Annotated in this window: 13 protein-coding genes; 6 read left to right on the top strand and 7 right to left on the bottom strand. The window is 73.1% G+C overall.

Translation table 11 applies throughout. The annotated features are described in order from the left end of the window. The first annotated feature begins 148 nt into the window (after positions 1–148). The gene (locus tag IE106_RS13195; RefSeq protein WP_189533366.1) at positions 149–727 is read left to right on the top strand and encodes a PadR family transcriptional regulator; all 579 of its coding nucleotides are present in this window, start codon (positions 149–151) and stop codon (positions 725–727) included. Positions 728–807: 80 nt separating this feature from the next. Next, on the top strand, positions 808–2,529 hold the full coding sequence (locus tag IE106_RS13190) for an acyl-CoA dehydrogenase family protein (RefSeq protein ID WP_189533365.1): 1,722 nt from the start codon (positions 808–810) through the stop codon (positions 2,527–2,529). Positions 2,530–2,662: 133 nt separating this feature from the next. On the opposite strand, the gene IE106_RS13185 is transcribed toward IE106_RS13190, so the two are convergent. Further along, on the bottom strand, positions 2,663–3,283 hold the full coding sequence (locus IE106_RS13185) for a TetR/AcrR family transcriptional regulator (protein ID WP_189533363.1): 621 nt from the start codon (positions 3,281–3,283) through the stop codon (positions 2,663–2,665). A 125-nt stretch (positions 3,284–3,408) separates the two neighbouring features. Between IE106_RS13185 and IE106_RS13180 the strand changes: the two genes are divergently transcribed. From IE106_RS13180 to IE106_RS13170, 3 genes are all read left to right on the top strand, one after another. Then, entirely contained in the window at positions 3,409–4,326 is a 918-nt protein-coding gene (locus IE106_RS13180) for an alpha/beta fold hydrolase (protein WP_189533361.1), read from the top strand. A 590-nt stretch (positions 4,327–4,916) separates the two neighbouring features. Continuing rightward, positions 4,917–6,635 carry an aa3-type cytochrome oxidase subunit I gene (gene ctaD / locus IE106_RS13175; protein ID WP_189533359.1) on the top strand — a complete coding sequence of 573 codons (1,719 nt, stop codon included), beginning with the start codon at positions 4,917–4,919 and terminating at the stop codon, positions 6,633–6,635. Continuing rightward, positions 6,632–6,997, top strand: a complete 366-nt coding sequence (locus IE106_RS13170) for a hypothetical protein (RefSeq protein ID WP_189533357.1) — start codon at positions 6,632–6,634, stop codon at positions 6,995–6,997. Before ctaD ends, IE106_RS13170 begins: the two co-directional genes overlap by 4 nt. Here IE106_RS13170 and IE106_RS13165 read toward each other — a convergent pair. From IE106_RS13165 to IE106_RS13150, 4 genes are all read right to left on the bottom strand, one after another. Beyond that, positions 6,990–7,841, bottom strand: a complete 852-nt coding sequence (locus tag IE106_RS13165) for a cytochrome c oxidase assembly protein (protein ID WP_189533355.1) — start codon at positions 7,839–7,841, stop codon at positions 6,990–6,992. The genes IE106_RS13170 and IE106_RS13165 overlap by 8 nt on opposite strands. Next, positions 7,838–8,320, bottom strand: a complete 483-nt coding sequence (locus IE106_RS13160) for a DUF2243 domain-containing protein (protein ID WP_189533353.1) — start codon at positions 8,318–8,320, stop codon at positions 7,838–7,840. The genes IE106_RS13165 and IE106_RS13160 overlap by 4 nt, the downstream gene beginning before the upstream one ends. A gap of 125 nt (positions 8,321–8,445) precedes the next feature. Beyond that, the gene (locus IE106_RS13155) at positions 8,446–9,036 is read right to left on the bottom strand and encodes a hemerythrin domain-containing protein (RefSeq protein WP_189533351.1); all 591 of its coding nucleotides are present in this window, start codon (positions 9,034–9,036) and stop codon (positions 8,446–8,448) included. An 8-nt stretch (positions 9,037–9,044) separates the two neighbouring features. Further along, a complete protein-coding gene (locus tag IE106_RS13150) occupies positions 9,045–10,244 on the bottom strand; it encodes a hypothetical protein (protein ID WP_189533349.1) in 1,200 nt (399 codons plus the stop codon). A gap of 324 nt (positions 10,245–10,568) precedes the next feature. On the opposite strand from IE106_RS13150, the gene IE106_RS13145 reads away from it, so the two are divergent. Continuing rightward, on the top strand, positions 10,569–11,093 hold the full coding sequence (locus IE106_RS13145; RefSeq protein ID WP_189533347.1) for a DUF1360 domain-containing protein: 525 nt from the start codon (positions 10,569–10,571) through the stop codon (positions 11,091–11,093). Between the two features lie 61 nt (positions 11,094–11,154). Here the strand turns inward: IE106_RS13145 and IE106_RS13140 are convergent, their stop codons facing one another. Further along, on the bottom strand, positions 11,155–11,619 hold the full coding sequence (locus tag IE106_RS13140; RefSeq protein WP_189533344.1) for an SPW repeat protein: 465 nt from the start codon (positions 11,617–11,619) through the stop codon (positions 11,155–11,157). Positions 11,620–11,676: 57 nt separating this feature from the next. Further along, a complete protein-coding gene (locus IE106_RS13135) occupies positions 11,677–12,645 on the bottom strand; it encodes a Rieske (2Fe-2S) protein (protein WP_189533342.1) in 969 nt (322 codons plus the stop codon). Between the last annotated feature and the right edge of the window lie 81 nt (positions 12,646–12,726).

Below are 12,726 nucleotides of genomic sequence, written 5' to 3'. Positions count from 1 at the left end.
ACGCATGGGAGCGCTCCCATGACATCCTTATGCCGCGTACACGTCAATACTTCGAACACCCCGGCCCCGCACTCCCCTCCGCGTGAGCCGCGTCTCACCGGGGCGGCCCGGCTTGTATATGCAACTAGTTGCATAGGAGGATCCCGGCATGGCGCTCGACCACGCGATCCTCGTCTCCCTGCTGGAGAAGCCGGGCTCCGGTTACGAACTGGCCCGGCGGTTCGAGCGGTCCATCGGCTACTTCTGGACCGCCACCCACCAGCAGATCTACCGCGTGCTCAAGCGCATGGAGGCCGACGGCTGGGTCGACGTGCGCGGCGTGCCGCAGAGGACGCGCCCGGACAAGAAGGAGTACTCGGTCGCCGCCGCGGGCCGGGAGGCCCTCTCCCGGTGGCTGCACGACCCGATCGAACCCGAGAGCGTCCGGCACGACCTCGCCGTGAAGATCCGGGGCGCCGCCTTCGACGACCCGGCCGCCCTGGTCCGGGAGGTCGAGCGGCACCAGCGGATGCACCAGGACCGCCTCGCCCACTACCTGGCGGGCGAGGCGCGCGACTTCGGCCCACCGGCCGGCGCGACCGGCGCACCCGGTTCGCCCGTCCCGCCGGATCCCGGCCGGGAGCTGCAGCACGCGGTGCTCCGCGGCGGGATCGCGTACGAGCGGATGATGATCGACTGGCTCGACGACGTGCTGGCCACCCTCCACCGGCTGGCCCCCGGCCGCTGACCCCGTACCGGCGGACGGCCGTCCGCCGTGCCGCACGCGCCACCACCACGCACACCCCCGACCGGAAAGGCTGACCCCGCATGGCCGACTCCCTGCTGTTCAACCCGCGCACCTACGACCCGGCGCACTTCGACCCCGAGACCCGCAGGCTGCTGCGCGCCACCGTCGACTGGTTCGAGGACCGCGGCAAGCGCCGGCTGATCGAGGACTACCGCTCACGCGCCTGGCTGGGGGACTTCCTCGCGTTCGCGGCGAAGGAGCAGCTGTTCGCGACCTTCCTCACCCCCGCCTCCGAGGCCGGCGGCCACGCCGACAAGCGCTGGGACACGGCCCGGATCGCGGCGCTCAACGAGATCTTCGGCTTCTACGGCCTCGACTACTGGTACGCGTGGCAGGTCACCATCCTCGGCCTCGGCCCGGTCTGGCAGAGCGACAACGCCGCCGCCCGCGCCCGCGCCGCCGAACTGCTCGCCCAGGGCGAGGTGTTCGCGTTCGGCCTGTCCGAGAAGAGCCACGGCGCCGACATCTACTCCACCGACATGCTGCTGGAGCCCGACGGCGAGGGCGGCTTCCGCGCCAGCGGCTCCAAGTACTACATCGGCAACGGCAACGCCGCCGGCCTCGTCTCCGTCTTCGGCCGCCGCACGGACATCGAGGGTCCCGACGGCTACGTCTTCTTCGCCGCCGACAGCCGCCACCCGGCGTACCACCTGGTGAAGAACGTCGTCGACTCCTCGAAGTACGTCAGCGAGTTCCGCCTCGACGGCTACCCGGTCGGCCCCGACGACGTCCTCCACACCGGGCGCGCCGCGTTCGACGCCGCGCTCAACACCGTCAACGTCGGCAAGTTCAACCTGTGCACCGCCTCGATCGGCATCTGCGAGCACGCGATGTACGAGGCCGTGACGCACGCGCACAACCGGATCCTGTACGGCCGCCCCGTCACCGCGTTCCCGCACGTGCGCCGCGAGCTGACCGACGCCTACGTGCGCCTCGTCGGGATGAAGCTGTTCAGCGACCGCGCCGTCGACTACTTCCGCTCCGCGGGCCCCGACGACCGCCGGTACCTGCTGTTCAACCCGATGACGAAGATGAAGGTCACCACCGAGGGCGAGAAGGTCGTCGACCTCATGTGGGACGTCATCGCCGCCAAGGGCTTCGAGAAGGACACCTACTTCGCGCAGGCCGCCGCCGAGATCCGGAGCCTGCCGAAGCTGGAGGGCACGGTCCACGTCAACCTGGCGCTGATCCTCAAGTTCCTGCGCAACCACCTGCTGGACCCGGCCGGGTACGAGCCCGTGCCGACCCGGCTGGACGCCGCCGACGACGCCTTCCTCTTCCGGCAGGGGCCGGCCCGCGGCCTGGGCTCCGTCCGCTTCCACGACTGGCGGCCCGCGTTCGACGCGTACGCGCACCTGCCGAACACCAGCCGCTTCCGGGAGCAGGCGGACGCCCTCTGCGCGTTCGTCACCACCGCCGCCCCGGACGAGGAGCAGAGCCGCGACCTCGACCTGCTGCTCGCCGTCGGCCAGCTGTTCGCGCTGGTCGTGCACGGCCAGCTGATCCTGGAGCAGGCGGCCCTGACCGGGCTGGACGAGGACGTGCTCGACGAGCTGTTCGCCGTCCTGGTGCGGGACTTCTCCGCGTACGCCGTCGAGCTGCACGGCAAGGACTCGGCCACCGCCGAGCAGCAGCGCTGGGCCCTCGACGCGGTCCGCCGCCCGGTCGTCGACGCGGCCCGGTCGGCACGCGTCTGGGAGCGCGTCGAGGCGCTGTCCGGCACGTACGAGATGGCTCCCTGAGCGGACCCCCTGAGGTGCCGGCCGAGCGGGTCCGCCCGGCCGGCGCCGCCCGCCCCGACCGGGGCGGGCATGACGACACCCGTACGGCGGGGCCCGGCGAGCGGGGCCGCGCCGCCCCCGCCGCGCCGGGGCGTCACGCCCCGGCGGGAGGCCCGCCGGGGAAGATCCGGTCCAGGTGGTGGCGCAGGACCTCGGCGGCGGCCTCGGGGGTGCGCTGCCCGACGAGGACGCTGGTGCCGAGCCCCGCGGACAGGGCGAGCAGGCCGACCGCCTCCAGCCGGGCGTCCACGTCCGGCCGGGTGAGCCCCGCTTCCCGGGCCCGGTGCAGGAGGCCGGTCAGGGCGGCCTCGGCGGCGTCGGGGTCCCGGACGAACGGCTGGGCGGCGAGCGTCGGATCGGTCACGGCCAGCACGGCGTACGAGGTGTAGACGAGGTGGAAGGTGCGGCTCTCCTCGTCGGTCGGCAGCGACGCCGCCAGGAGCGCCTCGACCGTCGCGCGCGGGCCCGGGTCGTCCCCGGCCTCCCGGACCCGGGCGGCGACCCGTTCCCCGAACCGCGCGGCCAGGTGCCGGAGCCCGTGCAGCAGCAGCTTCTCCTTGGTCTCGAAGTAGTACTGCACCAGCCGCAGCGACACGCCCGCCTCCGCCGCCACGTCGCGCATCCCCACCGCGTGCAGCCCGCGCCGTCCCGCGACGCGCAGGAGCGCCTCGGCGATCTCGGCACGCCGTTCCTCGTGGTCCACGCGCTTCGGCATCGGTGTACGCCTCCCGTCCAGGGGTTCCTCCGCCCGTACCGGGCCGGCTTCTTGATGGTACAGCCGTACCACGTTGGTGGTACGGTCGTACCACCAACAGGCGATCCCTCCGGAGGTGGCGCACCGTGCCCGAGACCAGGACCAAGGACCGTGCCCGGCGCGACGTCGGGCGCTACGTGAGCGACGCCCTGCGGGAGCGGTACCTCGCCGCCTGCGACGCCGTCTTCGCCCTGGGGGCGCCGGCCGTCGCGGAGACCGACGTGGAGACGCCCTTCGGGACGACGCACGTCTACCGCCACGGGCCCGACGACCCGTCCGGCCGGGCTCGCACCCCCGTCGTCCTGGTGCACGGAGCGGGCAGCTGCTCCGCGATGTGGTACCCGAACACCCCCGCGCTCAGCGCCGCGCGCCCGGTCTACGCGATCGACACCCCGGGCGATCCGGGGCGCAGCGTGCACCGCGAGCCCCTGCACCGGCCCGAGCACGCCGCCCGGTGGCTGGACGAGACGCTCGACGGCCTCGGTCTCGACCGGGTGCACCTGGTCGGCTCCTCCTACGGCGGATGGCTGGCCCTGAACCAGGCACACCGCAGGCCGGACCGCCTCGCCTCGGTCACCCTGCTGGACCCGGGCGGGCTGGAGAAGGTGGGGCCGCGCTTCTTCGCCTGGATCTTCGCCAGCCTCTTCGCGACGTTCGCCCCCGCGGCGCTGCGCCCCCGGCTGGCGGCCTGGCTGGAGCAGCCGGTGCTGGTCGTGCCGGAGCTGCGGGCGATGATCCGGCTGGGGGTGCGCGCGTACCGCGTGCGGCGCCCGGCCCCGCTGCCCCTGACCGAAGCGGAACTGTCCTCCATCCGCACCCCGCTCTATCTGGTCATGGGCAGGCGGAGCCTCCTCGTGCACCCGCGGCGGCAGGTGGAGCGCGTGCCGCGCCTGGTACCGGGTGCCCGCGCCGAGATCGTCTCCGGCACCGGCCACGGCCCGCAGATCGACCACGCGGACGAGGTCAACCGCCGGATGCTGGCCTTCATGGACTCGGCCGAATGAGTGGCGTCGGCGCACCACCCCGGCGCGCGGCCCCGCCGCGCGCCGCTCAGGGGGCGACCGACACGGCGCCGTCGTAGCGCTCGACGACCGGGACCGGGTCCGACCTCCAGGACGAAAGGGGACGGGCGGCCGGCGAAGGAACCGATCAGCCGCACCCGGTCGCGGAGCGACTCCTCCGGCATCTCGTTGCCGCTCTGGCAGGCGTCGGCCAACCGCTCGTCGCCATGGGCCCGGTGCACACCGCACGACCCTTCCGGTGCCGCGACCCGGCGGCAAGACCCCGGCCCGCGTCCGCCGCACCGCCGGACCGCCGGGCCGCCGCGGCGGCCGTCCCGCGCCACGCCGGGCGCCTCCACGGCGGACGGCGGAGTCGGCGGAGCCGGGGAGGCGGCAGGGCGGTGACGGGGGCGGCGGGGCGAGGAGTCCGACGGGCCGGACGGGGGACACGCGCCCTTGCTCAGGGAATCGTATGAAATTGCTTGTTTCACGCTGGCTTGTCTCGTGTTGCCGGCAAGAATCCGATCCGTAATGTTCTTACGGTCGCGACGGGGGGCGATGGTCGCGTTCAGGTCGCCACTGATGGGATTCACATGGTCACATCCACGGAGCCGCCCACCCTCGTGCCCGTGAAGGGTCGTGGTCTGGGACGCATCGCCGTCGACTGGCTCACCACGACGGACCACAAGAAGATCGGGCACCTCTACCTGATCACGTCGTTCGGCTTCTTCCTGTTCGGCGGCCTGCTGGCCCTGATGCTGCGCGCGGAGCTGGCGCGTCCCGGGCTCCAGCTGATCTCCAACGAGCAGTACAACCAGACCTTCACCCTGCACGGCACGATCATGCTGCTGCTGTTCGCCACGCCGACCTTCGCCGGGTTCGCCAACGCGATCATGCCGTTGCAGATCGGCGCCCCGGACGTGGCCTTCCCGCGGCTGAACATGCTGTCGTACTGGCTGTTCCTCTTCGGCGGCCTCATCGTCGTCGCCAGCCTGCTGCAGCCCCAGGGCGCGGCCGACTTCGGGTGGACCGCGTACACACCGCTGAGCCGGCAGGAACGCTCGCCCAGTCCCGGCTCCGACCTGTGGATCATGGGTCTGGCGCTGTCCGGGTTCGGCACGATCCTCGGCGCGGTCAACTTCATCACCACGATCATCTGCATGCGGGCCCCCGGCATGACGATGTTCCGGATGCCGATCTTCACGTGGAACGTCCTGCTGACGTCCATCCTGGTCCTGCTCGCCTTCCCCGTCCTGGCCGCCGCCCTGCTGGTGCTGGAGTCGGACCGTCGGTTCGGCTCCCACGTCTTCTCACCGGAGAACGGCGGTTCGCTGCTGTGGCAGCACCTGTTCTGGTTCTTCGGCCATCCGGAGGTCTACATCCTCGCCCTGCCGTTCTTCGGGGTGGTCAGCGAGATCCTGCCGGTCTTCTCCCGCAAGCCGCTGTTCGGCTACATCGGACTGGTGGCCGCCACGATCGCCATCACCGGCCTGTCGGCGACGGTGTGGGCGCACCACATGTTCGCCACCGGGGCGGTGCTGCTGCCGTTCTTCTCCTTCATGACCTTCCTCATCGCCGTGCCGACCGGCGTGAAGTTCTTCAACTGGATCGGCACGCTGTGGAAGGGCAAGCTCAGCTTCGAGACTCCGATGCTGTGGTCGCTCGGCTTCCTGGTCACCTTCCTGTTCGGGGGGCTGACCGGCGTCATCCTCGGCTCCCCGCCCCTGGACTGGCACGTCACCGACAGCTACTTCGTCGTCGCGCACTTCCACTACGTCGTCTTCGGCACCGTGGTGTTCGCGATGTTCGCCGGATTCCACTTCTGGTGGCCGAAGATGACCGGCACCATGCTCGACGAACGCCTCGGCAAGATCCACTTCTGGACCCTGTTCGTCGGGTTCCACCTGACCTTCCTCGTCCAGCACTGGCTGGGTGCCGAGGGCATGCCCCGGCGCTACGCCGACTACCTCGCCGCCGACGGCTTCACCGGCCTCAACATGCTCTCCTCCATCGGCGCCTTCCTGCTGGGCCTGTCCACCCTGCCCTTCCTCTACAACGTGTGGAAGACCGCCAAGATCGGCAAGCGGATCGACGTCGACGACCCCTGGGGCTACGGCCGGTCCCTGGAGTGGGCCACCTCCTGCCCCGCCCCCCGCCACAACTTCCTCACCCTGCCCCGGATCCGCTCCGAGTCCCCCGCCTTCGACCTGCACCACCCCGAGATCACCGCCGTGGACCGCGGGTGGAACAAGGGCCGTGACGTGGTGGACCCCGACAACGCGACCATCGTCTCCGGCGAGGAGCACCGGTGACGCCGGGGCGCCCGCGGGAGCACGCCGGGACCGCGGCGGGCCTGACGCGCCTGGAGGGCTACCTCTCGGCCGAGGCCCACCTGCGCGAGGCCCGGCTGCAGGCCGAGGCCTTCGTCCTGCGACTGCCGTGGCTCTCCACCGCGCAGCAGGAGGAGGTCGCCCGCCGGTACGCGGAGGCGCACGTCGCCCAGGCCACGCAGGCGTTGAAGCAGGTGGCGCGCCGCTCCGCGGAGCTCCGCGACGAGTACAGCCGGCGGTACGAGCTGCTGCGCCGTCGCCTCCTGTGCGTCACCGTCGCCTCCCTGACCGGGGGCGTGGCGCTCCTCAGCGGTCTCGCCGCCTGGTTCCTCCCCCTCAGGTGAACCGGCGGCCCCCGGCCGCCGGTTCCAGGCGGCCGGGGGCGGCGGCGCGGCGGGCGCGCGGACGCAGGGCGCGGCCCCGGCGCGTGTACCACTCGACCGCGAGGACGCCGGCGAGGGCGAGTTCGACGAGGTCGCCACCGTAGTACATGAGCCGGGCACCGTCCCGCAGGTCGGAGGCGGCGAAGGCGGTGCCGGGCGGCGGCACGGCGTACAGCGTCTTCGCGAGGACGGCGTGGGCCGCGCCGGCGACGAACAGGGTGGTGCCCCGCACGGCCAGGCCCCACCGGTGGCGCACCGGATCGAGCCGGCACACGGAGAAGGCGAACAGCAGCCCGGCGGCCAGCAGGTGGGCCTGCACGGCGGCGCCCAGCACCGGCCGGTGGTGGGCGGCGGCCAGGAGCGGCGAGCGGTGCAGCAGCCACAGGCCGCCCATGTCCAGCAGCGCCGCCACGGGCGGGAAGAGCAGCCACGCGGCGGGCCGGGAGTGCGCCACCCCCAGGAACCCCCGCCGCACGCGCCCGGGCGGCACGGTCCGCAGCAGCAGCGTCAGGGGCCGTCCGAGCACCACGAGGACGGGAGCGGCCATGGCCGTGACGACGTGGTGCACCATGTGCGCGGTGAAGGGCCCGCCGGGAAGCGGCATCATCATCGCGTGGGCGATCGCCAGGCAGCCGGCGGCGAAGGACGCGTCGCGCCACTGGGGCCAGGCGTCGCCGCGAGCGCGCAGGCGGAGGGCGGCCAGGACGTAGGCGGCGGTCGCCGCCAGCGCCACCGCGGCGACCACCAGGCCGAAGGCCCCGGCCGGATGGCCGTCGGCGGCGGCCGCGGCGGCCGACGGCCTCACGCGTCCGCCCGCCGGTCACCCGTACGGCGGGCCCGTACGGCCAGTACGGCTCCGAGGAGCAGCAGGAGGAGCCCGGCGGCGTTCCACGCCCAGTCGTAGGGGGTGACGTCCACCCCGTAGCGGATCTGGTGCAGGCGCAGCAGCTTGTGGTCGACGACGCCGTCGAAGAGCTGGAAGCCGCCGAGGCCGAGGACGAACCCGGCCCGGGCGTGCGCCGGGGACAGCGCCCGCAGCCGGCGCAGGTCGGCGTAGAGGACCCCGCCGGCGACCAGGGCACCGAGTTCGGCGGTGTGCAGGAGTCCGTCCGACAGGAGGCCGATGCCCGGCGTGGAACGGTCGTAGAAGTGGTGCCAGTGCAGGATCTGGTGGAAGACGATCTCGTCGAGCGCGGCCATCAGGGCGGCGCCGATCAGCGCGAAGACCGCCAGGGAACGCCGCGTCCGGGGAGCGGTCGGGGGTGGGGCGGCTCCGTTCGGCATGGTGTGGTCCTCTCCCCTCCGCGCGGCTGCGCGCCTCTGTGTGATCCCGCCGCCCTCCCGGCGGCCCGCCCCGAGGAGGGCCGGTGCGCGTCCCGTCCGTGCGGCGCGCACCGGCCTCCGCCCGGTCAGCCGCCCATCGCCGAGCGCACCGCGTCCCTCGTACGGTCCATCAGCGCGGCGAGCGGCCCCAGCAGCACGTTGGCCGTGCCGGACTCCACGCCCGGGTGGGGGCGGGTCGGGGCCATCGCCTCGGCCGCCTTGACGCCGCGGGCCATCGCCGCGAGCCTGCCGGCGTCGCCGCTGCGCCGGATGTGGGTGAACTCGTAGCGTTCCTCGGCGCGGGCGTGCTCCTGGACCGCCGTCCGCAGCGCCCGCAGCCGCTCCGCGAAGTCCGGGGAGTCCGGGTCCGCCTCCTCCAGGGAGGCCAGGACCTCCTTGGCCTCGCGCTCCTCGGCGAGCCGCTCGTCGACGACCTGGTCGCCGCCCGGCAGGTTGCGGCGCGCGAAGGGGTGCACGACCTCCTCCTCCGCCGTCTCGTGCACGGCCAGGAGGCGGACCAGGCGGCGGAACGCGTCCCGCCGCTCGTCGCCCGTGGCGCTCTCCACCTCGTCGAAGAGGTTGCGGATGTCACCGTGCTGACGCATCAGCAGCGACACGACGTCGTCGTCCGTCGCGTTGTCGTCCCCGGCGTGCGGGGTGGGCGCGCTCGTCGCCATCGCTGTCCTCACTTCTCCCGCAGGGCCGGGTCGGGGTGCTCACCTTCGGTCTCCAGGCGGTACTCCCGGTCGAACATGTCCTGGTGTTCGGCCATGACCTGGTCGCTGGGCGGCGCCTCGTCGCCGTGGAGCCGCGCCTGCATCGCCTCGAACCGCTCGTGCGCCTCGCGTACGTAGCCGGCGCCCAGGGTGGTGAGGTCGATCTGGGTGGCCAGCAGTTCACGCACGTACGCCTTGTTCGGCTCGAAGGTGAGCACGTTCGGCAGCTCGGGCGCCAGCACCTCCGCCGGGTCGCGGCCGTCGTGGCGGCGCATCAGGTCGCAGGCGGCGTGCAGGTGCTCCAGCTCCATGTTCAGGTGCAGTTCCCAGATCGCCCTGACCTTGGGGTCGGACTCCTGCTCCATGAAGGAGTAGTAGAGGTAGCACTCGTTGTACTCGTGGTTGACCAGCTGCTCCCACCACGTCTCCCCGGGGTCGACGAGGGACTCGTAGTGGGTGACGTGCTCCTCCTCGATGAGGCCGATCTCCTGGTACAGCCGGCGGGCGATCGGCTCCATGTAGGTGGGGCCGGTGTTCATGTAGAAGTTCATCGTCTGCTGCTCCGCCGACATGATCGTCAGCGCGTGCAGCTTCGACAGCGGGTTCGTCGCGTCCTTGGCGTACGGGTCGCGGACGTTGTCGACCGGGTCGCGGTGGTGGAACCTGGTGGGCCGGCCGGGCATGACCTCGGTGAGCCCGTCGACGATCGACTCCGCCTTGCGGTGCTCGATCATCTCGTACAGGTTGGCGTACCGGTACAGGTGGTCGAAGTCCTCCAGCACGCCGAACTGGTACGCCTGCTTCAGGTACGGGTCCGGTTCCATCCGCGCCACCCAGGCGGTCAGGTCGACCGCGACCTGCTCGTAGGCGATCGTCGTCTCCAGCACCGACGAGACACCCGGCAGGAGCCAGTTGACCACCTTCTGCTGCTGCGCCTCGACGTAGCGGACCCGCGCCAGCTGCCGCTTGATCTCGGGGTCCGCCGTGTGGCGCGCCAGCTGGTGGCTGAACAGGATCGCCTCGACCTCGATGCCGTTCATGGTGATGATCCGGCAGCGGGTGTACGGGTCGCAGTGGTCGGGGTCGATCGGAGCGACGTCGAGCTCCCGCCAGCTGCGGACCTGGCGGTCCAGCGGGATGCCGCGTTGCTCCAAGGGGTTGAACGTCATGGACGATTCCTTCGCTGGTACGGGACCACAGGGGGAGACCGGATACCCGCGATACGCGTCCTATGAGGAGGAACGGCGCACAGTGCGGAAGTATGGCCGGTTCTTTTCCATCCCTACTGCGCCCGGTGGCGGACCACCAGCGTGGTGCTCCAGGTGGCCCACCCGCCCGCCGCACCGGACGACCGCGGCCCGGGGTTCCGGAGGCGCCTCGTCCCCGCGGGACGCAGCGCCTCGTCCCCGCAGGACGCAGGGGGATTCACGCGGGCGGGCGGGGGCACCCGTGGCAGGGCCCGCCGGTGGCCGAGGAGTGAGTGAGGGAACGGGATGTCGGAGCTGGTCACACGTGTCACCCAGAGGCTGCGCCACGCCTACGCACGGGAGGAGGACCCCTCCCCGGTGGGCGGGCACGCCGCCGCGCTCGCCGCCTTCGCCGGCTACACGGCGGCGTGGGCCGCGGCCGTACGGTCCCGGGGACGCCCGCTGCCCGAACGGCCGCAGCCGTGGGACCTGGCGCTGACGTCGGTGGCGACCTTCCGGCTGAGCCGGCTGGTGAGCAAGGGCGCGGTGACGCGCCCCCTGCGGGCGCCCTTCACGGAGTACGGGGGGCCGGAGGGGCCGGCCGAGGTGCACGAGGAGCCGCGCGACGGCGCCACGCACACGGTGGGCGAGCTCGTGTCGTGCCCCTTCTGCCTGAGCGTCTGGACCGTCACGACCCTGACCGCCGCCGGGCTGCTGTGGCCGCGGGCGACGCGGACGGTCACCGGCGCCCTCACCGCCCTCGCCGGGGCGGACGTCCTCCAGCTGGCCTACAGCGCGCTGACCGAGAAGGTCACCGGCGGAGACGACTGACGGCGGCCGCGCACCGGCGCGGCCGCCGTCGGGAGCGTGGCGGGGCCCCGGCCCCGCCACCTCACCGTTTCCGGTGCCGTCCGCTCCCGGCGCCGCCCCGGGCGGAGGCGCCGCCCCGGGCGGAGGCGCCGTACAGCAGGAGCGAGACGGCCGCCAGGACGATCAGGACGCTTCCCGCGGCCACGTGGAACACGTGCGCCCCGTCGGCGAAGATCACGGTGTCGCCCAGTCCCAGCAGCCATGGGGAGGCGACCAGCCAGACACCGGCGGCCAGTACCGTCAGGTCCGCCCACCTGCCCAGGTGCCACTTGAAGCGGGCCATCGCCACGAACAGCACGAGCATGCCGACGGCCAGCTCGTTGCGGTGGGCGTCCTTGGCGCTGTCGGGCTCCCCGTTGACCCACGGGGCGACGAACAGCGCCACGGCGGTGAGCACCAGCAGCAGACTGACGAGCTGGTCCCGTTGTCCCTCCCTCAGCACCCGCCGGGTCTCGGGTGTGAGCGGTTCACGCGTTCTCGATACCACTTGTCCGACCATGTCCTGCGCTCCCTTCCACTGCGCTTCCCCCCGCGCCGTGCTGCCTCACGCCGCCTCGCCGGCGTCGTCGCCCGCCTCGGCGAGGTGCCGGAGACGCACCTCCAGGCGGTCGCCGACGACACGGGTGTCGAAGGACGGCTGGGGCGCCGTCGCGGGCCCGCGGACGTTCCATCCGTCGGCCAGCCGGAACACGCTGCCGTGCCAGGGGCAGCGCACGCAGCCGTCCTCGACGTCGCCCTCCGACAGCGGCCCGGCCATGTGGCTGCACCGGTCGGCCAGCACGTGGACGGCGCCGCCGTCCTCCCGGACCACCATGACCGCCACCTCGCCGACGTGGCGCCGTACCGCGCGCCCCACCGGGAAGTCCCCGAGGTTCCCCACGGCGTGCCAACCCGCCTCGGTCACGTGCGCGACGTACTCGGCGTGGTTGGCGCCGGACGCCTGGCGGTAGGCGAGGTGGCCGCCCAGCGCGCCGCCGACGCTGACCACGGACAGCCCGGCGAACCCCAGCGCCTTGCCGCGCCCCGCCCGCCCGCGGCGCCTCGCGGCGTACGAGGCCGCGTACAGGGCGACGGCGGTGACGTTGGCCGCCGCGTGCACCAGCCCCACCCGCTGCTGCTCCCTCGGCAGCTCGGCCCAGTCGGTCCAGCCGGCCAGCGCCGCCGGCCCCGCCGCGGCCAGCCCCACCCCGACGAGGGTCCGCGCTCCGCGGCGGTGGCCGGGCAGTGCGTCGAGCACCGCCGCCGACAGCCACGTGCCGAGGGGCAGCTGCACCATCAGCGGGTGCACGGGGTGCCCGAGCCAGCGCCCGTGCAGCAGGTCCCGGCCGGCGCCCAGGGGGGCCGCCCGGACCGCCGCCCGGATCCCACCGATCAGCCGGTCCGCCCCGGGCCACCGTTCCAGCCGGTCCACGCTCCGCAGGACGCGCCCGGGCCCGTCGGACGGCGGGAGGAGCCGCCGCGCGGCCTCGGCCGCGCGACGAGGGGTGAGTGAACCCGTGAGTGATCGTTCCATGCCATGGCGAGTAGCCCGTCGCGGGCGGGGGAAACGGCGGGACCGCCGGCTTCCGGCGCGCGGCCGGACCGGCACGCCCCC

It is taken from the genome of Streptomyces roseolilacinus, from assembly GCF_014649335.1.
In the GTDB taxonomy this organism is placed as follows: Bacteria; Actinomycetota; Actinomycetes; order Streptomycetales; family Streptomycetaceae; genus Streptomyces; species Streptomyces roseolilacinus.
This window is presented reverse-complemented; position numbering and strand designations above follow the sequence as displayed.

Bases quoted from the DNA above. Each gene is read 5' to 3' on its own strand.
- IE106_RS13195 (WP_189533366.1), top strand. From the start codon at position 149: ATGGCGCTCGACCACGCGATCCTCGTCTCCCTGCTGGAGAAGCCGGGC.
- IE106_RS13190 (WP_189533365.1), top strand. From the start codon at position 808: ATGGCCGACTCCCTGCTGTTCAACCCGCGCACCTACGACCCGGCGCAC.
- IE106_RS13185 (WP_189533363.1), bottom strand. From the start codon at position 3,283: ATGCCGAAGCGCGTGGACCACGAGGAACGGCGTGCCGAGATCGCCGAG.
- ctaD (WP_189533359.1), top strand. From the start codon at position 4,917: ATGGTCACATCCACGGAGCCGCCCACCCTCGTGCCCGTGAAGGGTCGT.
- IE106_RS13160 (WP_189533353.1), bottom strand. From the start codon at position 8,320: ATGCCGAACGGAGCCGCCCCACCCCCGACCGCTCCCCGGACGCGGCGT.
- IE106_RS13155 (WP_189533351.1), bottom strand. From the start codon at position 9,036: ATGGCGACGAGCGCGCCCACCCCGCACGCCGGGGACGACAACGCGACG.
- IE106_RS13150 (WP_189533349.1), bottom strand. From the start codon at position 10,244: ATGACGTTCAACCCCTTGGAGCAACGCGGCATCCCGCTGGACCGCCAG.
- IE106_RS13145 (WP_189533347.1), top strand. From the start codon at position 10,569: ATGTCGGAGCTGGTCACACGTGTCACCCAGAGGCTGCGCCACGCCTAC.
- IE106_RS13135 (WP_189533342.1), bottom strand. From the start codon at position 12,645: ATGGAACGATCACTCACGGGTTCACTCACCCCTCGTCGCGCGGCCGAG.